Source organism: Bradyrhizobium sp. AZCC 1588 (genome assembly GCF_036924735.1).
GTDB lineage: Bacteria > Pseudomonadota > Alphaproteobacteria > Rhizobiales > Xanthobacteraceae > Bradyrhizobium.
In genome coordinates this window covers 5440215-5460877 of record NZ_JAZHSC010000001.1, presented here as the reverse complement: position 1 = coordinate 5460877, position 20663 = coordinate 5440215, and the positions used below count along the sequence as shown (strand labels likewise).

Annotated in this window: 16 protein-coding genes; 12 read left to right on the top strand and 4 right to left on the bottom strand. The window is 60.8% G+C overall.

The genetic code is table 11. The annotated features are described in order from the left end of the window. Positions 1-50: 50 nt before the first annotated feature. Complete coding sequence (locus V1277_RS25345; protein WP_334418645.1) at positions 51-2216, bottom strand: acetate--CoA ligase family protein; 2166 nt, start codon at positions 2214-2216, stop codon at positions 51-53. A 219-nt stretch (positions 2217-2435) separates the two neighbouring features. On the opposite strand from V1277_RS25345, the gene V1277_RS25340 reads away from it, so the two are divergent. The 3 genes from V1277_RS25340 to frc all read left to right on the top strand — a co-directional run bounded on the left by V1277_RS25340 (position 2436) and on the right by frc (position 6265). Next, on the top strand, positions 2436-3131 hold the full coding sequence (locus V1277_RS25340; protein ID WP_051379524.1) for a GntR family transcriptional regulator: 696 nt from the start codon (positions 2436-2438) through the stop codon (positions 3129-3131). A 66-nt stretch (positions 3132-3197) separates the two neighbouring features. Continuing rightward, on the top strand, positions 3198-4928 hold the full coding sequence (gene oxc, locus V1277_RS25335) for an oxalyl-CoA decarboxylase (protein ID WP_334418644.1): 1731 nt from the start codon (positions 3198-3200) through the stop codon (positions 4926-4928). Between the two features lie 59 nt (positions 4929-4987). Continuing rightward, positions 4988-6265: a formyl-CoA transferase gene (frc, locus tag V1277_RS25330; protein ID WP_334418643.1), complete on the top strand. Its 1278-nt coding sequence runs from the start codon at positions 4988-4990 to the stop codon at positions 6263-6265. 223 nt (positions 6266-6488) lie between these two features. On the opposite strand, the gene V1277_RS25325 is transcribed toward frc, so the two are convergent. Next, the gene (locus V1277_RS25325) at positions 6489-7649 is read right to left on the bottom strand and encodes an MFS transporter (protein ID WP_334420449.1); all 1161 of its coding nucleotides are present in this window, start codon (positions 7647-7649) and stop codon (positions 6489-6491) included. Between the two features lie 432 nt (positions 7650-8081). Here V1277_RS25325 and V1277_RS25320 point away from each other — a divergent pair, with 432 nt between their 5' ends. From V1277_RS25320 to V1277_RS25280, 9 genes are all read left to right on the top strand, one after another. Beyond that, positions 8082-8219: a hypothetical protein gene (locus V1277_RS25320; protein ID WP_198028056.1), complete on the top strand. Its 138-nt coding sequence runs from the start codon at positions 8082-8084 to the stop codon at positions 8217-8219. Positions 8220-8756: 537 nt separating this feature from the next. Beyond that, positions 8757-9767, top strand: coding sequence for a Bug family tripartite tricarboxylate transporter substrate binding protein (locus tag V1277_RS25315; protein ID WP_334418642.1), 1011 nt, complete (start codon positions 8757-8759; stop codon positions 9765-9767). A gap of 80 nt (positions 9768-9847) precedes the next feature. After that, a complete protein-coding gene (locus V1277_RS25310) occupies positions 9848-10345 on the top strand; it encodes a tripartite tricarboxylate transporter TctB family protein (protein WP_334418641.1) in 498 nt (165 codons plus the stop codon). A 33-nt stretch (positions 10346-10378) separates the two neighbouring features. Then, positions 10379-11881: a tripartite tricarboxylate transporter permease gene (locus V1277_RS25305; protein WP_334376355.1), complete on the top strand. Its 1503-nt coding sequence runs from the start codon at positions 10379-10381 to the stop codon at positions 11879-11881. Positions 11882-12088: 207 nt separating this feature from the next. Next, entirely contained in the window at positions 12089-13381 is a 1293-nt protein-coding gene (gene oxlT, locus V1277_RS25300) for an oxalate/formate MFS antiporter (protein ID WP_065748323.1), read from the top strand. Between the two features lie 273 nt (positions 13382-13654). Continuing rightward, complete coding sequence (locus tag V1277_RS25295) at positions 13655-14086, top strand: CBS domain-containing protein (protein WP_065748322.1); 432 nt, start codon at positions 13655-13657, stop codon at positions 14084-14086. A gap of 159 nt (positions 14087-14245) precedes the next feature. Continuing rightward, positions 14246-15334, top strand: coding sequence for a ketopantoate reductase family protein (locus V1277_RS25290; protein WP_334418640.1), 1089 nt, complete (start codon positions 14246-14248; stop codon positions 15332-15334). A gap of 284 nt (positions 15335-15618) precedes the next feature. After that, on the top strand, positions 15619-16218 hold the full coding sequence (locus V1277_RS25285; RefSeq protein ID WP_334418639.1) for a hypothetical protein: 600 nt from the start codon (positions 15619-15621) through the stop codon (positions 16216-16218). Between the two features lie 199 nt (positions 16219-16417). Beyond that, the gene (locus V1277_RS25280) at positions 16418-17173 is read left to right on the top strand and encodes a response regulator transcription factor (protein WP_334418638.1); all 756 of its coding nucleotides are present in this window, start codon (positions 16418-16420) and stop codon (positions 17171-17173) included. A gap of 182 nt (positions 17174-17355) precedes the next feature. Here V1277_RS25280 and V1277_RS25275 read toward each other — a convergent pair whose 3' ends face one another. Next, positions 17356-18861, bottom strand: a complete 1506-nt coding sequence (locus tag V1277_RS25275; protein ID WP_334418636.1) for an HlyD family type I secretion periplasmic adaptor subunit — start codon at positions 18859-18861, stop codon at positions 17356-17358. Then, complete coding sequence (locus tag V1277_RS25270; protein WP_334418634.1) at positions 18858-20591, bottom strand: type I secretion system permease/ATPase; 1734 nt, start codon at positions 20589-20591, stop codon at positions 18858-18860. Before V1277_RS25270 ends, V1277_RS25275 begins: the two co-directional genes overlap by 4 nt. Between the last annotated feature and the right edge of the window lie 72 nt (positions 20592-20663).

The window sequence follows — 20663 nt, the reverse complement described above, 5'->3', positions numbered from 1 at the left end:
GCTTTCTGCGCGATGGATTGCTTCGCTTCGCTCGCAATGACGACTCAGTCTCAGAGCAAGCCCGCGCCGCGCGCCCACTTGTACTTGGCCCCTAACACCTCGACCGGCAGTTCGGTCGAATAGGCATAGGCGGGGATGCCGTTCTGGTAGAGATATTCGGCGGCCTCCTCGACCTCGACGTCGCCGGCGAGCGAGGCGACGATCGGCTTCACAAAGCCCTTGGCCTCCATCTCCTTCTTCACCTCGACCATGTTGCGGGCGAATACCATCGGCGGCGTCACGATCGTGTGCCAGTAGCCGAGGATCAGCGAATGGATGCGCTCATCCGACAGACCGAGCTTGACGGTGTTGACATAGGTGATCGGCGGCTCACCGCCGGTGATATCCACAGGATTTCCGGCCGCGCCGAACGGTGGGATGAATTTTCGGAACGCCGCGTCGAGATCCGGCGGCATCTGCATCAGTGACAGGCCGTTATCCACACAGGAGTCCGATAGCAGCACGCCCGAACCACCGGCGCCGGTGATGATCAGCACGTTTTCGCCCTTTGGCGTCGGCAACACCGGCACGCCGCGCGCAAACTCGAGCAATTGCCGCAAGGACCGGGCGCGGATCACGCCCGATTGCTTGAACACGTCCTCGTAGATCTTGTCGTTGCCGGCGAGCGCGCCGGTGTGCGACGAGGCCGCCTTGGCGCCGGCCGAGGTGCGGCCCGCCTTCAGCACCACCACCGGCTTCTTCTTGGAGACGCGCTTGGCGGCTTCCGCAAACGCACGGCCGTCCTTCAGGTCCTCGCAGTGCTGGGCGATCAGGTTGGTGTTGGGGTCCTGCTCGAAGAACGCCAGCAGATCGTCCTCGTCGATGTCGGACTTGTTGCCGAGACCGACGATCGCCGACACACCCATTTTCGCCGAGCGCGAAAAACCGATGATTGCCATGCCGATGCCGCCGGACTGCGACGACAAAGCCGCATGGCCCTTGACGTCGTAGGCGGTGCAGAACGTCGCGCAGAGATTCGACCACGTATAGTAGAAGCCGTAGATGTTCGGCCCCATCAGGCGGACGTTGTACTTCTTGCCGACCTCGACGATTTCGGCCTGCAATTCAGGCGCGCCGGCTTCGGCAAAGCCCGACGGAATCAGCACGGCGCCTGGAATTTTCTTCTCGCCGCATTCGGCCAGTGCGCCGGCGACGAACTTCGCAGGGATCGCGAACACCGCTGTGTCGATCACGCCCGGCACGTCCTTGACGCTCTTGTAGGCTTTATAGCCGAGGATGTCGGCGGCCTTCGGGTGGATCGGATAGATCTCGCCCTTGTAGCCGCCGTTGATCAGGTTCTTCATGACGGAGTTGCCGATCTTGCCGTCCTCGGCGGAGGCGCCGATCACGGCAACGCCCTTCGGCTGCATGATGCGGTTCATCGCCGCGACGATTTCTTCGGTCGGGCGCGGCGCCGGACGCGGCTTGTAATCGAAATCGACGACGATGCGCACGTCGGCGGCAATCGCGTCCTTCTTGGTGGCGAATACCGGATTGAGATCGAGTTCGACGATTTCGGGAAAATCGCTGACGAGCTGCGAGACCTTGACGATGACGTCAGCCAGCGCATCGCGGCTGACCGGATCGCCACCGCGCACGCCCTTCAGCATGTCGTGGGCCTGGATGCCGTCGAGCATCGACAGCGCATCGTCCTTGGTCGCGGGCGCGAGACGGAAGGTGATGTCTTTCAGCACCTCGACCAGCACGCCGCCGAGGCCGAAGGCGACAAGCTTGCCGAACGAACCATCGGTAATGGAGCCGACGATGACCTCGGTGCCGCCCGCCAGCATCTGCTGGACCTGGATGCCCTCGATCTTGGCATCGGCCTTATACTTCTTCGCATTGGCGAGAATGGTGTCATAGGCCTTCTCGGCATCGGCCGCGGTCTTTACCCCGACCATGACGCCGCCGGCTTCGGTCTTGTGGAGAATGTCCGGCGAGACGATCTTCATCACCACCGGGAAGCCCATGCTGGATGCGATCTTGGATGCATCAGCGGCAGACTTGGCCACGCCCTCTTTGGGAACCGGGATGCCATAGGCATCGCACACCACCTTGCCTTCCGGCGCGGTAAGGCTCGTGCGCTTCTCGGCTTTCACCGTATCGAGCACCCGGCGGACAGCCTCTTGGGCGCTGGGCTCGGCGATCTTGCGGGCCGCATCTGCAGAATTTGACATTGGCTTCCTCCTGGGGCTAGTTTTATGGCATTTGGTATGCCAGAGATTAGATTGTCAAGACAAACTATCGCGCGGAAACAGCGAAAACACGGGCATCTTGACATCCTGGTATTTGGTATGCCAAAAATCTTCGGGTGTTTCTTCTGCTAAGAAGACGTCTCCAAAACAGGGAGGAGACGAGTCGTGCCCGCACGTAAACAAACCAAGGCGCCGCCTGTCATGGCTGAGGCAGATATCGCAATCGTTCGGATTGCGCCTGAGACGAGCTTCAAGAACAAGGCCTACGAGGCCTTGAAGGAAGCTATTCTCAAGATGGATATCTATGCGACACCCGAGCAAGTGATGCTCGACGAGCGCGCGCTGTCCGAACGCCTCGGCGTAAGCCGCACCCCTATTCGCGAAGCCATCGCGATGCTCGAACAGGATGGCTTCGTCAAGACCGTGCCGCGTCGCGGCATCGTCGTGGTCCGCCGCACCAAGACCGAGATCGTCGACATGATCCGCGCCTGGGCCGCACTCGAGAGCATGGCCGCGCGCCTGATCACGACCACCGCGCGCAAGAAGGACATCACCGCGCTGCGCGATTTCTTCAAGGATTTTGGCAAAGACCGGCTGCCGCAGGATCATGTCGAGGAATACTCCAAGGCGAACATCGCGTTCCATCAGGCGCTGATCTCGCTTTCGGAATCGCCGGTGCTGGTCGATCTGACCAACGATCTCCTGCTGCATGTGCGCGGCTATCGGCAATTGACCATCGGACGGAAAGACCGCACCGCGACCTCGCTGCCCGAACATCTTGGCATCATCGAAGCGCTGGAAGCACGCGACACCGAACTCGCCGAGAAGCGCGCGCGCGACCACACGCTGGGCCTTGCCGCCTACGTCGAAGCGCACGGGCAGGAACTTTTTAGCTAGACGAACCTTCGCACCAGAAGACGACGAAAAATCGTCCGAACCAAAACGATCAGGGAGATGAAGCCCATGCTGAATACCGCGACCAAGTCCGAAGCACCGGGCACCGAGCAAGAGCTGACGGATGGCTTTCATCTCGTCATCGATGCGCTCAAGCTCAACGGCATCAATACTATCTATGGTGTGCCGGGCATCCCGATCACCGACCTCGGACGCATGATGCAGGCCGCGGGCATGCGCGTATTGTCGTTCCGTCACGAGCAGAACGCCGGCTATGCGGCCTCGATCGCCGGCTTTCTCACCAAAAAACCGGGCGTCTGCCTCACGGTCTCGGCGCCCGGCTTTCTCAACGGCCTCACCGCGCTGGCCCACGCCACGACCAACTGCTTCCCGATGATCCTGATTTCGGGTTCCTCCGAGCGCGAGATCGTCGACCTGCAACAGGGCGACTATGAAGAGATGGACCAGCTTGCGATCGCCAAGCCACTCTGCAAGGCAGCATTCCGCGTGCTGCATGCCGCCGACATCGGCATCGGTCTCGCCCGCGCGATCCGCGCCGCGGTGTCGGGACGTCCGGGCGGCGTCTATCTCGACCTGCCGGCGAAGCTTTTCGGCCAGGTGATGGACGCCGGCGCCGGCGCGAAGTCGCTGGTGAAGGTGATCGACGCAGCCCCCGCCCAGATCCCTGCCCCGCCGGCCGTCAAGCGCGCGCTCGACGTGTTCAAGGGCGCCAAGCGCCCCCTCATCATTCTCGGCAAGGGCGCGGCTTACGCGCAGGCCGACAACGAGATCCGCGCCTTTGTCGAAAAGACCGGCGCGCCTTTCCTGCAGATGAGCATGGCCAAGGGCCTGCTGCCGGATACGCATGCGCAGTCGGCCGGTGCCGCGCGCTCGACCGTGCTGAAAGACGCCGACGTCGTGATGCTGATCGGCGCCCGCCTCAACTGGCTGTTGTCGCACGGTAAGGGCAAGACCTGGGGCGATGCGCCGAAGAAATTCATCCAGGTCGACATCGAGCCGAAGGAGATGGATTCCAATGTCGAGATCGCGGCCCCCGTGGTCGGCGATATCGGCTCCTGCGTATCCGCTCTGCTCGAGGGCATGGGCGGCAACTGGCCGGCCGCGCCGGCCGACTGGGTCTCGACCGTCAACAAGAAGCGTGACGACAACGTCGCCAAGATGGCGCCGAAGCTGATGAGCAACGCTTCCCCGATGGATTATCACGGCGCACTCGGCGCACTGCGCACAATCATCAAGGAGCGGCCGGATGCCATCCTCGTCAACGAAGGCGCCAACACGCTCGACCTCGCCCGCGGCGTCATCGACATGTACAAGCCGCGCAAGCGGCTCGACGTCGGCACCTGGGGCGTGATGGGCATCGGCATGGGCTATTCGATTGCGGCCGCGGTCGAAACCGGCAAGCCGGTGCTCGCGGTCGAAGGCGACTCGGCGTTCGGTTTCTCCGGCATGGAGATCGAGACCATCTGCCGCTACCAGCTTCCGGTCTGCATCGTCATCTTCAACAATGACGGCATCTACCGTGGCACCGACGTCAATACGGGCGGTTCAGATCCGGCGACGACGGTGTTCGTCAAGGGTTCGCGCTACGACAAGATGATGGAAGCCTTCGGCGGCGTCGGCATCAACGCCACCTCGCCCGACGAATTGAAGCGTGCCGTCAACGCGGCGATGGATTCCGGCAAGCCGACGCTGATCAACGCCGTGATCGATCCGGCGGCAGGCTCGGAGAGCGGCCGCATCGGCAACCTCAATCCGCAGAGCGTCCTGAAAAAGAAGTAACCGACTTCCATCCATTCAATCTGCATCACGCAGTACAGACACAGTACGGAGCAATAACGATGACAAAGGCGCTCACGGGCGTTCGAATTCTCGATTTCACCCACGTTCAGTCGGGTCCGACCTGCACGCAATTGCTGGCGTGGTTCGGCGCCGACGTGATCAAGGTCGAGCGCCCCGGCGTCGGCGACATCACGCGCGGCCAGTTGCAGGACATCCCGAACGTGGACAGCCTGTATTTCACCATGCTGAACCACAACAAGCGTTCGATCACGCTCGACACCAAGAACCCGAAGGGCAAGGAAGTCCTCACCGCGCTGATCAAGAGCTGCGACGTGCTGGTGGAAAACTTCGGCCCCGGCGTGCTCGACCGCATGGGCTTCCCCTGGGAGAAGATCCACAGCCTCAACCCGAAGATGATCGTGGCCTCGATCAAGGGCTTTGGTCCCGGCCCGTACGAAGACTGCAAGGTGTATGAGAACGTAGCCCAGTGCACCGGCGGCGCCGCCTCGACCACCGGCTTCCGCGACGGTTTGCCGCTCGTCACCGGCGCGCAGATCGGCGACAGCGGCACCGGCTTGCATCTGGCGCTCGGCATCGTCACCGCGCTCTATCAGCGCACGCACTCGGGCAAAGGCCAGCGCGTCACCGCAGCGATGCAGGACGGCGTATTGAATCTTGCGCGCGTAAAGCTGCGCGACCAGCAGCGCCTCGCCCATGGCCCGCTGAAGGAATACAGCCAGTATGGCGAAGGCATTCCGTTCGGCGACGCCGTGCCGCGCGCCGGCAACGATTCCGGCGGCGGTCAGCCCGGCCGCATCGTCAAGTGCAAGGGCTGGGAGACCGATCCCAACGCCTACCTCTATTTCATCACCCAGGCGCCGGTGTGGGAGAAGATCTGCGACGTGATCGGCGAACCGGGCTGGAAGACCCATCCCGATTACGCCAAGCCGCCTGCCCGACTGTCGCGCCTCAACGAGATCTTCGCCCGCATCGAACAGTGGACGATGACCAAGACCAAGTTCGAGGCGATGGAAATCCTCAACAAGGACGATATCCCGTGCGGCCCGATCCTTTCGATGAAGGAGATCATCGAGGACCAGTCGCTGCGCGCCACCGGCACCGTGGTCGAGGTCGATCACCCGACCCGCGGCAAGTACATCTCGGTCGGCAATCCGATCAAGCTGTCGGACTCACCGAGCGAGGTCAGCCGCTCGCCGCTGCTCGGCGAGCACACCGACGAGATCCTGCGCCAGGTGCTCGGCTTCAGCGATCACCAGGTCGCCGAAATCCACGACTCCGGCGCGCTCGAGCCGCCGCGGAAGCAGGCGGCGGAGTAACGACGCCATCCGAACAGCACGAAAGGCCGCCGGTTTCGGCGGCCTTTTTGTTAGGGCGGGAGGAAGTCAGGTTGAATCGGTACGGCAGCCACCCGCTGCACCTCTCCCGCTCGCAGGGAGGTCGCATCGAAGATGCGGTACCTTTAAAGGGCTGGCAGCTTTATGAAGGCAAGCGGACGTTGGGGATAGCAGAAGCAAGGTCGGCTATGGGCCCCAATAGGAGTCACCTCCGCAATGCAATAGCGCAGGCGAAAGCCAGCGCCCCGCCGAAGGCTAAAGTGCAAAAAGCCAGCCCCCACGATACAGAAGCGGGCGTCATGTCGAGCGCCATGCCGAACACAATGGGCGACACGGACCCCGCCCCAACGCCCAAGATTGATCGCAGGCCAAGCGCCCGGCCCAGTTGCGATGCCGGTACTGCGTCAGTCATGGCGGACGAAAGCACCGACGAGTCGCCAATGATCGCGAAGCCGTAGACCCCGACCACAGCAAGCAGCAGCGCGACATTTAGCTCATTCAGCCAGCCTACGACGAGGGAACACGCGGCACCCACCAACGCGAAGCCCACCAGGACCGGTTTCGCGCCGAAGCGATCGGCTGCGTACCCGGACAGGAAAGAGCCAAAGAAGCCCGAAACGTGGAGCGTGACCGCTATCCAAAGGCCAATCTCCACGCCGGTCATTCGACCTTGTGATAGCAACGACGCGGTCAGGAACGCAGGGATCCATGCCCACGCTCCGAGCAGCTCCCACGTATGTCCAATATATCCGAGGGTAAGTAGCCGAGCCTGACGCTTCCAAGGACTATCAGACGACGTCTTGCCCGGGTCAATTTGCACGACCTGATCGCGTGCATTCCAAGTGGCGGCGATGCTGAGCGCCGAGCCTACAACTGCGACGCCGGCTGTTACGGCAAAAGCCAGTCGGTAGTCTGCGGTCGCAAGCATCGCGTTCGCAAGAACGATGGACAGCACGTAGCCGGCCGACATGCCTGCGAGGACCCACCCGACGGCCGAAGCCTTGCGATCTGGTGGCGCGTTGGTCGAAACAAGCATGATGGCAGGCGTGTAGGTGGCACCCTGCGCCAGCCCCAGAAGCGCCATGCATACAAGTGCGCTCTCGAAGGATCGTGCGAACGTCGCAAAGAAGAGAGCGGACGCAGCGCACGAAATAGCTGCCCAGGTGAACACGGTCTTTGCGCCGAACCTGTCACACAGAAAGGAGACGACGAGTAAGGAGACGGCAAACGAAGCTGTAAATGCCCCCTGAACCAAACCGGCCCGGGTTGCTGTCATTTGCCAAGCGTCCATGAGCCAACTCAGACACGCGGGATAAGTCATGAATACCGCGGTCGTGCATGCCCGAGCCAGGACAAGCAACGGCATGTTCACGGAAGACTGTGGCCCCGGCCGGAACGGTTCGAGTTCATAGGTCATGGATGCTTAAAGCCGAACGGCCCGGTCAGGATCAATTGTGAGTTTCGCGGCTCTCGCTCGCCGCTGAACAAACCGACGAGATCCTCCGCAGGTCCTCGGCTTCAGCGATCACCAGGTCGCCGAAATCCACGACTCCGGCGCGCTCGAGCCGCCGCGCAAGCAGGCGGCGGAATAAGCAGTCTGGGATTCTGGAATGCAAAGGCCGCCGGTTTCCGGCGGCCTTTTTCATTCTGGAGTGCCAGCACATCGACCCGTTGCTGCAATGCAAACGTCCGATTGCTGCTATGCAAACAAAGCCGTTGTTGGTGGTATCTGGTATACATAAATTGTCCACGTATCACGAAAGCGGAGCTTCTCCGCTACTTCAGAAAGGGGACATCCATGTCCAAGACTGCATCCATCGGCCTCCTGCCCTCCCCCACCCTGTTCGGCCGCCTGATGGCTTCCATCGACCGCCTGCTGATCGCGAGCAGCCGCATTGCGGTTCGCAACGGTGACCTCCCCCCTTTCGGGCTCTGATGCTTCTACAATAAGGGCTTTTTTGCGCGATACCTCGCGAAGACCCACAGCAATCATCGGTTGTATTTCGATCAACGGCCCCGGTTTCCGGGGCCGTTTTCGTTATCCACTCACCGATTGCCTGTTTGGGCGCCACCTGCGACAAATTGGCCTAGGCTTCTATCAAAACCAAAAACCATTTGCGTTGTGGCATATCATATACAACAATTCTTAGAACGCTCATACCAGAACAAGGGCGCATACCAGGGGGGAGCTAGGCCGTGCAGTCCGCAAGGGACAGCGAAGGCGATATCGCAGAAACAGGCAGCGTGAGCGTGCCTTCCCCTCTTCTTGCCCTTCTCAGACTCACAATTGGCCGAAAGGAGCGGATGCCGCCCGATCAGGCCCCTCGTACAATTCGAACCTGCGGGAGTCGCGTTGAGGCAACCATTGCGGCGCGACGATCATGGGTGCATGAAGACCCGAACGTTTGATCGGGAATGAACTTAATAAGCCGGCAAAGAACGGCGTAACCACAGTTCGACGGGAGTGAAACACATGAGGCGTTCTACACAACTTGCGTTAGGGACGATTGCAGCGCTGTGCGCAAGCAGCGTCACGGCTCCTGCAATTGCAGCGTGGGAACCGGTGCGGCCTGTCGAATTTATTATTCCCGCCGGCACAGGCGGCGGCGCCGATCAGATGGCGCGCACGATCCAGGGCATCGTCACCAAGCACAATCTGATGAAGCAGCCGCTGGTCGTCATCAACAAGTCCGGCGGCGCCGGCGGCGAAGGCTTCCTCGACGTAAAGGGATCGGGCGGAAATCCGCACAAGATCATCATTACGCTCTCCAATCTCTTCACCACTCCGCTTGCCACCGGAATTCCGTTTAGCTGGAAAGATCTCACGCCCGTCGCGATGCTGGCACTGGATGAATTCGTGCTGTGGGTGAACGCCGACAAGCCGTACAAGACGGCGAAGGAGTACATCGATGCCGTGAAGGCCGCGCCCGCCGGCTCGATCAAGATGGGCGGCACCGGCTCGAAGCAGGAAGATCAGATCATCACCGTCGCCGTGGAAAAAGCCGTCGGCACCAAGTTCACCTACATTCCCTACAAGGGCGGCGGCGAAGTCGCCGTTCAACTCGTCGGCAACCACGTCGATTCGACCGTCAACAATCCGATCGAGGCGGTCGCGCAATGGCGCGGCGGCAAGCTGCGTCCCCTCTGCGTTTTTGATGCAAAGCCGATGGCCTACGACGAGCCGATCGCGGACGGCAAGGCCTGGAAGGACATTCCGACCTGTAAGTCGGCAGGTCTCGACATGGAATATCTGATGCTGCGCGGCATCTTCATGGCGCCCAGGGCCACCAAGGACCAGGTCGAGTATTATGTCGAGTTGTTCAAGAAAGTTCGCGCCACTCCTGAGTGGCAGGAATTCATGAAGAGCGGCGCCTTCAACACGACCTTCCTGACCGGCGCAGAATACGCCAAATGGGTCGAGGCCGAGGACAAGCGTCATCAGGCTCTGATGAAAGAGGCCGGTTTCCTCGCTCCGAGCAACTGACCGAGAAGCACTTATCGATTGGGGTAGCAACGCAGACGGCGGGCTCGGTTTCCGCGGGCTTGATTGCGCATGGAGTTTCGATGACAACAGGCAGTTCGAGCAACACCGGCCCGACCCACAAGCTCGTGGAAGCAGGCGTCACCCTACTGATCGCTCTGTTCGGAGTGATCGTGATCGCAGGCAGCCTCAAGGCGGGGATCAATTGGGGCGCTGAGGGCCCCCGCGCCGGGTTCTTCCCGTTCTATATCGGGCTCTTCATCGTCGCTTCCAGCGGGATCAATCTGTGGCACGGGCTGCGCGAAGACAATGACGGACTGTTCGCGGAATGGGGACAGCTTCGTCAGGTTCTGAGCGTGGTCATTCCCACCGCCATTTATGTCGGCTCGATGCCGTTCATCGGGCTGTACATCGCTTCGATGATCTTCATCGCATGGTTCATGCGATGGCTGGGCAAATACAACTGGATCACCGTCCTGGCGGTGGCAATCGGCATGCCCCTCGTCACCTATTTGATTTTCGAGCGCTGGTTCATGGTCCCGCTGCCAAAGGGACCCGTGGAAGAGTGGCTCGACCTGTAAACAACGACGCACAGTCAGGATTGGATTATCGGGATGGAAGAACTCGTCAATCTTTTTCACGGCTTTGCGGTCGCACTGCAGCCGTACAATATCATGCTGATGGTTATCGGCATCGTGCTCGGTGTCATCATCGGCGTGCTGCCGGGACTGGGCGGCGCCAATGGCGTCGCCATCCTGCTGCCGCTGACATTCAGCATGTCGCCGACGTCGGCCATCATCATGTTGTCCTGTATTTACTGGGGCGCGCTGTTCGGCGGAGCGATCACCTCGATTCTCTTCAACATACCGGGCGAACCATGGTCGGTGGCCACGACGTTCGACGGCTATCCGATGGCGCAGCAGGGCAAGGCCGGCGAGGCGCTGACCGCCGCCTTCACCTCCTCCTTCGTCGGTGCGCTGTTCGCCGTGGTCATGATCACGCTGGTCGCTCCCCTGGTCGCCAGCTTTGCGCTGCAATTCGGGCCTGCGGAAAAGTTCGCGGTGTATTTCCTCGCATTCTGCAGCTTCGTGGGCCTGAGCAAGGAGCCGCCGTTCAAGACCATTGCGGCCATGATGATCGGCTTTGCGCTTGCCGCGGTCGGACTTGATTCCATCACCGGGCAGTTGCGGCTGACGTTCGGCGTCACCCACCTGCTCAACGGCTTCGACTTCCTGATCGCCGTGATCGGACTGTTCGGCATCGGCGAAATCCTGCTGACGATGGAAGAAGGGCTGGCCTTCCGCGGCGGCAACGCCAAGATCAACTTGCGCGTGGTGCTCCAGACCTGGAAGGAACTGCCCGCATACTGGATGACCTCGCTGCGTTCCTGCTTCATCGGCTGCTGGATGGGCATCACGCCGGCGGGTGCAACGCCAGCCTCGTTCATGAGCTATGGCATTGCCAAGCGCGTCGCGAAGAAAGGCAACAATTTCGGCAAGGGCGAGATCGAAGGCGTCGTTGCGCCGGAGACCGCGGCGCACGCCGCGGGTACAGCGGCCCTGTTGCCGATGCTCTCGCTCGGCGTGCCGGGCTCTCCGACGGCTGCAGTGTTGCTCGGCGGCCTCTTGATCTGGGGCCTGCAGCCCGGACCGATGCTGTTTGTCGAACAGAAGGAATTCGTCTGGGGCCTGATCGCCTCGATGTATCTCGGCAATATTGTCGGCCTGCTCGTCGTGCTCACCTGCGTACCGATTTTCGCAGCTATCCTGCGCGTGCCTTTCAGCATCATTGCACCCCTTATTCTGGTGCTATGCGCGATCGGCGCCTATTCGGTCCATAGCAGCACGTTTGACGTCATGCTGATGCTGGTGTTTGGCGTGATCGGTTATCTGCTCAAGAAGTGCAACTATCCCCTCGCCCCGCTGGTGCTGGCGATCGTGCTCGGCGACAAGGCCGAAGAGGCCTTCCGCCAGTCGCTTCTGGGATCCCAGGGCTCGTTTGGGGTGTTCCTTTCCAATCCGCTGGTCAGCACGATCATGATCCTGGGATTGATCGCGCTGTTCTGGTCGGTCATCCAGGAAGGATATAGCCGCCTGCGATCCGCGGCGACCGCATGATTAAGCTCTAAGCAAAGCAATAGTTTAAGACGCTTCCGACGATTGGGCCGCGCAACCGCGCGGCCCTTTTTGTTTGTGCAGCTTTTTCACCGGCACGGGGAATTCTTAGAACACATGCAATTTTTCCCTTGTCTACTGGCATAACATATACCACACTCGCGCCGAGCTGTCGGGCAACGATAGAACAGCAGCCCTTTGGAGGAAAAAATGACGGATACAGTGCACGGAGCAGCCCCCGTCGCGGAGGCGCGAGTGAGCGATGCCTATCGCTGGACTCAATTGGCCATCGGCGTCGCCGCGATGGTGATGATCGCGAACTACCAATATGGTTGGACGTTCTTCGTCCCCGACATCCAGCAGAAATTCGGATGGGATCGCGCCTCGATCCAGTGGGCATTTACGCTGTTCGTGCTGTTCGAGACCTGGCTGGTGCCGGTCGAGGGATGGTTCGTCGATAAATACGGCCCGCGCCTCGTCGTTCTGATCGGCGGCATCCTCTGCGCCATCGGATGGGCGATCAACGCCCATGCGACCACGCTCAACGGCTTCTATCTCGGCATGATCATCGCAGGCATCGGCGCGGGTGGCGTGTACGGCACCTGCGTCGGCAACGCGCTGAAATGGTTTCCCGACAAGCGCGGCCTTGCGGCCGGCATCACCGCCGCCGGTTTCGGCGCGGGCTCGGCGCTGACCGTTGCGCCGATCCAGGCGATGATCAAGGACTCCGGCTTCCAGACCACCTTCCTCTATTTCGGTCTCGGCCAAGGCATCATCATCGTCATTCTCGCCTTCCTGATGTTCTCGCCGAAGGCGGGACAGGTGCCGACGGTGCAGAACAGCAACGTGATCCAGACCCGGCGCAACTATCAACCCACCGAAGTGATCCGTCAGCCGATCTTCTGGCTGATGTATTTCATGTTCGTGATCGTCGGCGCCGGCGGATTGATGGTGACCGCCAACCTCAAGCCGATCGCCGTCGACTGGAAGGTCGACAGCGTGCCGGTGACGCTGATGGCGGTGACGATGACGGCCGTGACGTTCGCAGCCACTATCGATCGCGTCCTCAACGGTCTGACGCGTCCGTTCTTCGGCTGGATTTCGGACATGATCGGCCGCGAGAACACCATGTTCATCGCCTTCGGCATGGAGGGCATCGGCATCTGGGGCCTCTACATGCTGGGCCACGACCCGGTCTGGTTCGTGCTGCTGTCGGGCTTCGTGTTCTTCGCCTGGGGCGAGATCTACTCCCTCTTCCCATCGACCTGCACCGACACCTTCGGCGCAAAGTTCGCCGCCACCAATGCCGGCCTGCTCTACACGGCAAAGGGCACCGCGGCGCTGTTGGTGCCGGTGGCAAACTACATGCAGCAATCGTCAGGCACGTGGGACACCGTGTTCATCGTCGCGGCCGGCGCGAATATCCTGGCCTCGCTGCTGGCGATCGCGGTGCTGAAACCCTGGCGCAAGATGGTGGTCGCCAAATCGCAGATTGCCGCCTGATCCCAAGATATCGACTGCACGAACAAGGCGCGCTCACCCTCCGGGGTGGGCGCGTTTTCTTTTGGCGATCAGGAGTTCTGGCATACCTGACGCCCATCTGAGGCCGACAAATCCGGGGCCCCTCTTCCTGGAGTGTTCAGGTGAACGCCAGAAACGTCAATAATACTGCCTATTTATCTCGATTGCGACTGCGAGAATTCCACGTTCCGCGTGTTGACAATTGGCATTATGTATACCAGACTTGGGGCCAATAGTTCACCCAAGGAGGTTGCCATGCAAGTCGGAGATATCCTGCGCAAGAAAGCCGCCCGTGTCGCAACGGTCCGCATGAACGAGACCGTCGCCATTGCCGCGCAACTGATGCGCTCCGGCAATATCAGCGCGCTGGTCGTCAAGGATGTCGTCCGCACCGAAGGCAACACGGCGGTCGGCATGTTCACCGAGCGCGACGTGGTTCGCGCGATTGCCGAACATGGCGCGGCCGGCGTGAACATGCGCGTCTCGCAATTCATTTCGGTGCAGCAGCTCGTCTCCTGCACCTCGGCGGATACGCTCGAGCATGTCCGTCACCTCATGAGCAAGCATCACATCCGCCACGTGCCGGTGATCGACAATTACAGCCTGATCGGCGTCATCAGCATTCGCGACATCACGACCGCATTCGACGACGAAGCAACGCCCTACAAGCTGGTCGCGTCGGCCTGACCGGTCGCTTCGAACTCCGCCGGCATTTCCTAGGCGCACTCCCAGGGAAGCCGGCGGTATCGCACCGAAAAATTCGGCTTAACTCCTGTCGCAAAGCAGGCGCTTGCAAATTGCGCCGGAGGTGTGGCGCGCCGGAAAGCATTATCTGTGGGAGGGCGCATGGCGCGTGACATTCTGATCCTTGGAGCCTCGTATGGCTCATTGCTGGCGACAAAGCTTTTGATGGCGGGTCACAACGTGACCCTGGTTTGCCGGAAGCAGACGGCAGAACTCATCAATCGCGATGGCACCGAAGTTCGCATCAAGCTGCGCGACGAGGCGGCGCACCGGCCGATCTTCTCGCGCGATCTGCCCGGGATCCTGGACGCGGTCGAGCCCGCCGGCGTCGATCCTTCCCGTTATGATCTGGTTGGTCTTGCCATGCAGGAGCCGCAATACACCAACCATGCGATCCTGGCTCTGATGATCAAGATCGCCGAGGCGAAGCTGCCTTGCCTTTCGATCATGAACATGCCGCCCTTGCCCTATCTCAAACGGATCCCGACGCTTGCGAAAATGGAGCTGGAGGAGGCCTATACCAACGCCGCGGTCTGGGAACGATTCGAGCCGGGCCTGGTGTCGCTCTGCTCCCCTGATCCACAGGCCTTCCGTCCACCGGAAGAGGCGGCGAATGTTCTTCATGTCGGCCTGCCGACAAACTTCAAGGCAGCGTCATTTGCGGATGAGAAACATAACTTGCTGCTTCGGGAGCTGGAAGCCGACGTCGATGCAGTGAGGCTGGATGGCCAGGACGTTCCGGTGAAGCTCAAAGTGTTCGATTCAATGTTCGTCCCTCTGGCCAAATGGTCGATGCTGCTGACGGGGAATTACCGCTGCATCACGCCGCAGGAGCCGCAATCGATCCGCGACGCGGTGCACGGCGATATCAATCTCTCGCAGTCGATCTACGACCATGTCGATGCCATCGCCCAGCGTCTGGGCGCCGATCCCACCGATCAGGTACCTTTCGAGAAATACGCCAAAGCAGCCGAAAGCCTTCTCAAGCCCTCGTCGGCGGCCCGGGCGGTCGCTGGCGGCGCGCCTTCCATCGAGCGCGTCGACCTGCTGGTGAAGCTGATTTCGCATCAGCTTGGCGTACCCAATGCTGAAATCGACCGCACGGTCCAGATCGTCAATCAGAAACTGAATGGGAGCATCGTGGCGGAAGCATCCGACGCGCCGCGAGGCGTTCCAGTCTCAGCAAAGTAGAGCCTTATCGGTTCTGACTGAGCTAAAAGCGGCTCTAGTCTCTTGTTTCAACGCGCTTCTTTACGCGAACGGTCCCTGCTTCGCTCAAAAACGCGCTCGATCATTGGCCGCCGACAGGCCAATTCGAGCCCATCCCCCGCATTACGCACGGGCCCACCGCTGCGGCGCGGGATGGCGTTTAGCAACAGTTAAGACTTTTGCGCAAATGATAGACAACCAGCGCAACACTTTAGATCGCCGCAAGAATTGCGAGCGGACCTCAGGCCCCTTTTTGAGGGATTAGCATGAGAACGCTTCTCATTGGTGTTCTGGCTGCGACCCTGGTTGGCTGTAGCTGCCTTTTACCGCCGCAAGCGAGCATGGAAGCATGCACCGACGCGAGTGGCTTCGGCTGTCTTAACGGGATGGCGGCCAGTCGGCCGATTGAACCGGCGCCAGCGTCATCCAAGACCAATTCCGCGACAACAAAAGCCAAGTCCACGATCGCGACGAAGACGGAAAAGCCGTCGGTTGCCGACGTCCGCGACAGGCCTCAGCCCGCTGAGAAAAGGACGAAATCCACCACGATCGAAGCGAAAGTCGAAGCTCCTGGTCGGCCCGCCGAGACGTCCGATCCGGTCATGATCAAGGCGAAGACCACGATTGCGGCGAAGTTGGAGGATCCGGCGTCCGCCGAGTTCGGTGAGATGAAACGGGCCATCCGCAAAAATACGCTTGGGCAGTCCATCGACACCATTTGCGGCCGTGTCAAAGGAAAAGACGCGTCGGGCGAAGATACCGGAGATAGGCCGTTTCTGTATCTCGTAATGGAAGATGAAGCATACGTCGTCGATGGCCCCGCGAAGTCGGCTGCGGCGAGCGCGTATCGCAATATTTGCAGCTAGCCTGGAACAACAGAACCGCTGCCAAGATCTATTGCGACGGACCAGAAGGTCCGTCACGACGTTGCGAACGAACTCGAAGCTCGGAAGCAACGTCGCGATCAGAAGCAATTCGCTGCAGAGTGTGTGGGGCAGATCCTGCTCCATGGAAAATGGAAATCAAAACTGGTGGAGACAGCTAACCTCTGACTTCGGGGACATCATGGACGATTTTTCTAATCCCGCGGAACTGGCCTTGGCATCACAAAATTCGCCGGTGCTCGTGATCATCGAGCAACATGTCCTGGCGCGTACGTGCATCCTCAATATCCTCAAGAGAGAACTCACTGGATTCGAGATCGTCGAGATGGCAACGACTAGTGGCCTGAACTGGCTATCGGGCAGAGACATCCGCTTGATTGCGCTGAATATCGGGCACAAGCAGATCACTGATCCTTCGATCGAGGAGAGCCTCGCCCTCCTTGCAGAAACCTGCCCGAAAGCCTCCGTTGCTGTGTTGTCAAACCGCGACGACGATGCGACGGCTTCGGCCGCGATGCAACGCGGAGTGCGCGGTTTCTTTCCGACATCGATCCCGGTCGAACTCGCTATTGCCGGATTACGCCTGGTCCTTGCCGGTGGGGTCTACCGACCGTTACCGATCGTGGGGCAAAACGGAGCATCGAGCCACAAGGCGATATCGGGATGCCCCGACGCGTCCGAGCTATTCGGAACTAACGAGGGCAACGGCGACACCAGGATTGTGCCGGAGAAGGCGATGGTCGACCTTACGCCGCGCGAACAACATGTGCTCGAGGCGCTGCAGCTTGGCCTTCCGAACAAGTTGATTGCCGTCAGGCTCAACCTATCGGAAAACACCGTAAAAATGCATATTCAACGTATCATGCGAAAATGCTCCGCGCATAACCGCACCGAGGCGGTCGTTCGCTGGAGCCGGCGAGCCAACGGTCATGCCTAGAGCATGATCCGGAAAAGTGGGAACCGGTTTTCCATCGCGACAAACGCGAACGCGTTTGCGCGGAGATCATGCTCAAATCAAAGAGAGAGCGAGATGACGATTCGAAGAAAAGTCATCGCGCTCTAGCCCTCACGCATGCGATCATCCTGAGAGCTGCCCGAGCTCGCCGTCCGGGTCGCAGCTTAGTCCTCACGGAACGCGCCGTGGAAGCTGTCGAGCAGAGGCCTGAGAGCGTAGAGCGCCACGGTGCCGCGACCCGTCTTGATGAATACCTGGGCCGGCATTCCCGGAATAATCTGGACACTATCGATCCCGGCGCCGACCAGATCCTGAACTCGAATCTTCGCTGCGTAGTACGGCTGATCAGTGCGCTTATCGATTAGACGGTCGGCGGAAACATGCGTCACGGTCCCATGGAGCCGTGGTACGCGGCGCTGATTGTAGGGTAGGAGATTCACTTCGGCGCTCAGTCCGAGACGGACCACATCGATGTCTTCGGGCCTGACGCGCGCAATCACGATGAGCCGATCCTGCCGGGGAACCAGATCCATGAGAGATGCGCCGGCACCAATGACGCCACCTGGCGTATGGACCTTCAGGTCGGTTACCACGCCGTCCTCGGGTGCCTTGACCGCCGTTCGCGAGAGTTGGTCACTGGCCGTCTGCAGTCGTTCCCATATCTGAAAGATCTGGTTCTGTACCTCACGCAGCGACTGCGCGATCTCGTTTTGACGGTCATGCTCCTGTTTGAGGAGAACTGCCTCGGATTCACTGATAACCTGCCCCGCGCGCGATATCTGCGCGACAATCTCCCCCCGCCTTCCCTCGATGTCAGCGATCTCCCGCTCGAGGTTCAGAAGGCGCGGGCGCCGCTCAAGTCCCTTGCTAACGAGCGTGGCGACGGTTGCCGCTTCCTCGCGGACGATGTCGATGCGCCTTGCGGCCGCGCTTTCCTGCGCCCTGAGGCCCTCGATCTCTTTTTCCACCTGCGACCTTTTCTCCCGGTTTACGGCCGCTTGCGATTGAAAGACCTGCCGGCGCGTTTCGAAGATGGCTTGCTGACCCGCAAGGACATCCGCGACTGAGGGACTGGCCATCTGCGCCATCTCCAACCTGGCCGGAAACGACACCCGCTCCTCTCCGCGCTGTTCCGCCTGCAGCCGCGCCTCGCGTGCCGTCGCCTCCCACAACTGGCCTTGCAGGCTCTGCGCGTCGGCACGGGCCTTGGTATCCTCCAGCGAGATCAGCGTTTGTCCGGCACGGACAATGTCACCGTCCGCGACCAGAATTTCCCTGATAATGCCTCCCTCAAGATGCTGAATCGTCTTGCGGCTCGACTCGGATTCGACGGTGCCGACAGCAATCGCGGCACTCTCGAGGGGTGCGTAAGTCGACCAGGCTCCGAGACCAATGACGAAGCCGCAAACCAGCAGGTTTCCAGTCCAGGTGACGCCGCGCAGCCGGTCGCGGAGCGCCGGCGGCGCCGATCTCAGCCCCCGTGGGACCTCCCAGATATCTGCGCGAGCGAATGCAATTTTCAGACGATTCCACCCTGATCGGGCAAAGAGACGGTGAAGACGTTTGATGCGGTTCCAGGTGACACCAAGCAGCCGGTCGCGAAGCGTCGCCGCCAATCTCAGCCACCGTGCAACGTTCTGAACGTCGGCGTGAGCGAATGAAATCTTCATGAGGCAAATCCGCGCGAAGCAACTTGGGGTCTTGCCAAACACCTTTCGAAAACTTCCCTGCTTTCACCGAATGCGCTGACCGTGCCGCCCTGCATGATGGCAAGCTTGTCCGTCGCGCCGAGGATCCCGATCCGATGGGTGATGATGATCACCGTCGTATTGGCCGCCTTCATCCGTTCGATGGCGTCGAAGAGCATGCGCTCGCCGAGACTGTCCAGGCTGGAGTTCGGCTCGTCGAGGACCACGAGATGCGGGTCGCCAAAAAACGCCCGTGCAAGGCCGAGGCGCTGGCGAAACCCGCGTGGGAGATTGGCCGCTGCGCCATTGACGACCGTATCGTATGCCTGCGGGAGACGAATGATCGTCTCGTGAAGGCCGGCCAGCTTCGCTGCTTCAATGATCTTCTGCAGATCGGCGTCGTCCAGCCGTGCGATGATGTCCTTTACTGTTTCTCCGACGATATCGATATCCTGCGGCAGATATCCGAGGCGCCCGCCGCCGCGCGAATCGTGCAGGGCTAGAATATCGATGCCGTCGAGCAGGACCGAACCTGCCGTCGGCGCGGAGATTCCGGTGATGATCCTGCCGAGCGTGGATTTGCCGGAGCCGGATGGACCAATGATGCCCAGGCATTCACCGGGTGCGAGACTGAATGACACATCCTTCAGCACCCAATGGTCCGATCCTGGCACGGTGACGCCAACATTGTTGACGATGAGGCTGCCCTTCGGCCTCTCCGCGAGGGCTCGGACGTTCGCAACCGTGGTGACAGCGGACATGACGTCGTTGAGCCGGCCGTAGGCGGCCAAGGCCATCGCGAATGCCTTCCAGCCCGCAACCGCCCCTTCAACGGGCGCGAGCGCGCGTCCGAACAAAAGCGTCGTGGCAAAGATGATGCCGGGACTTCGGCTTTGTTCCAGGACGAGCCAGGCGGCAGTGCCCATGATCAGGACCTGCGCCAGCGCCCGCGCGGGTTTGGAAATCAGCATGATGGTTTCATGGCGGCGCTGGACCACCTCTTGCTCGCTCCTCGCATCCTGCGCAGTCTGGCCGATCAGGCGCGCGGCACCGTCGAGCATTCCCATGGCCCTGATCACGTGGAGGTTTCCGACGGCCATGCCGAACCATCCCTGGCTCCTCGTCGCCGCGGCAGCCGACCGCGCCCGCGGTGCTTCCGTGAGCCTGTCTTCGGCAAGCCCGAGCCCAAGCAGGAAGAGCACGCTGAGCACACCTATCGCTCCGAGCAAGGGATGCACGAGGAAGAGAACGCCGAGGAAGAGCGGCGTCCAGAGCGCATCAAACAGAGTCGAGCAGGCTCCGGACTGGGCGAGCTGACGCAGGACCGCAAGGTCGCGATAGGCTTCCGATGCTCGCGCCCGATCGACATGGGCGCATTTGAGGCAGGCGGAGAGCGCTGCCGGATGAAGTTCTTCTTCAAGCCACTCGCCCATCCGGCCCAATGCGGCGCGGCGCAGCGCATCAAGCACCCCGCCGACCACGACGGTAAACGCGACGATGAGCGTCAGCATCAGAAGCGTATCGCCGCTGCGGCTCGACAGCACGCGATCATAGATCTGAAGCAGATAGATGGAAGGCGCGAGAAGAAGGAGATTATAGCTGCAGCTATACGCGAAAACGAGTCCGAACGACCCCGCGCAGGCCCGCAACGCCGACTTCAACGGCGTCCGCGGCGGCGACATTGTCTGCAGTTGGAGCGGTGGCATCAGCATTGCGGTCCCGCCAGATCTGAAGTCCGAACCTTCCGCTCACTCCTCATCGACTCCGCGACGAATTGAGAACCG

What these genes read in the sequence shown, in the direction of transcription:
- V1277_RS25285 (WP_334418639.1), top strand. Translation starts at nt 15,619, where the DNA reads ATGAGAACGCTTCTCATTGGTGTTCTGGCTGCGACCCTGGTTGGCTGT.
- V1277_RS25295 (WP_065748322.1), top strand. Translation starts at nt 13,655, where the DNA reads ATGCAAGTCGGAGATATCCTGCGCAAGAAAGCCGCCCGTGTCGCAACG.
- oxlT (WP_065748323.1), top strand. Translation starts at nt 12,089, where the DNA reads ATGACGGATACAGTGCACGGAGCAGCCCCCGTCGCGGAGGCGCGAGTG.
- V1277_RS25275 (WP_334418636.1), bottom strand. Translation starts at nt 18,861, where the DNA reads ATGAAGATTTCATTCGCTCACGCCGACGTTCAGAACGTTGCACGGTGG.
- V1277_RS25315 (WP_334418642.1), top strand. Translation starts at nt 8,757, where the DNA reads ATGAGGCGTTCTACACAACTTGCGTTAGGGACGATTGCAGCGCTGTGC.
- V1277_RS25280 (WP_334418638.1), top strand. Translation starts at nt 16,418, where the DNA reads ATGGACGATTTTTCTAATCCCGCGGAACTGGCCTTGGCATCACAAAAT.
- V1277_RS25270 (WP_334418634.1), bottom strand. Translation starts at nt 20,591, where the DNA reads ATGCTGATGCCACCGCTCCAACTGCAGACAATGTCGCCGCCGCGGACG.
- V1277_RS25310 (WP_334418641.1), top strand. Translation starts at nt 9,848, where the DNA reads ATGACAACAGGCAGTTCGAGCAACACCGGCCCGACCCACAAGCTCGTG.
- oxc (WP_334418644.1), top strand. Translation starts at nt 3,198, where the DNA reads ATGCTGAATACCGCGACCAAGTCCGAAGCACCGGGCACCGAGCAAGAG.
- V1277_RS25290 (WP_334418640.1), top strand. Translation starts at nt 14,246, where the DNA reads ATGGCGCGTGACATTCTGATCCTTGGAGCCTCGTATGGCTCATTGCTG.
- frc (WP_334418643.1), top strand. Translation starts at nt 4,988, where the DNA reads ATGACAAAGGCGCTCACGGGCGTTCGAATTCTCGATTTCACCCACGTT.
- V1277_RS25345 (WP_334418645.1), bottom strand. Translation starts at nt 2,216, where the DNA reads ATGTCAAATTCTGCAGATGCGGCCCGCAAGATCGCCGAGCCCAGCGCC.
- V1277_RS25320 (WP_198028056.1), top strand. Translation starts at nt 8,082, where the DNA reads ATGTCCAAGACTGCATCCATCGGCCTCCTGCCCTCCCCCACCCTGTTC.
- V1277_RS25305 (WP_334376355.1), top strand. Translation starts at nt 10,379, where the DNA reads ATGGAAGAACTCGTCAATCTTTTTCACGGCTTTGCGGTCGCACTGCAG.
- V1277_RS25340 (WP_051379524.1), top strand. Translation starts at nt 2,436, where the DNA reads ATGGCTGAGGCAGATATCGCAATCGTTCGGATTGCGCCTGAGACGAGC.
- V1277_RS25325 (WP_334420449.1), bottom strand. Translation starts at nt 7,649, where the DNA reads ATGCCGTTGCTTGTCCTGGCTCGGGCATGCACGACCGCGGTATTCATG.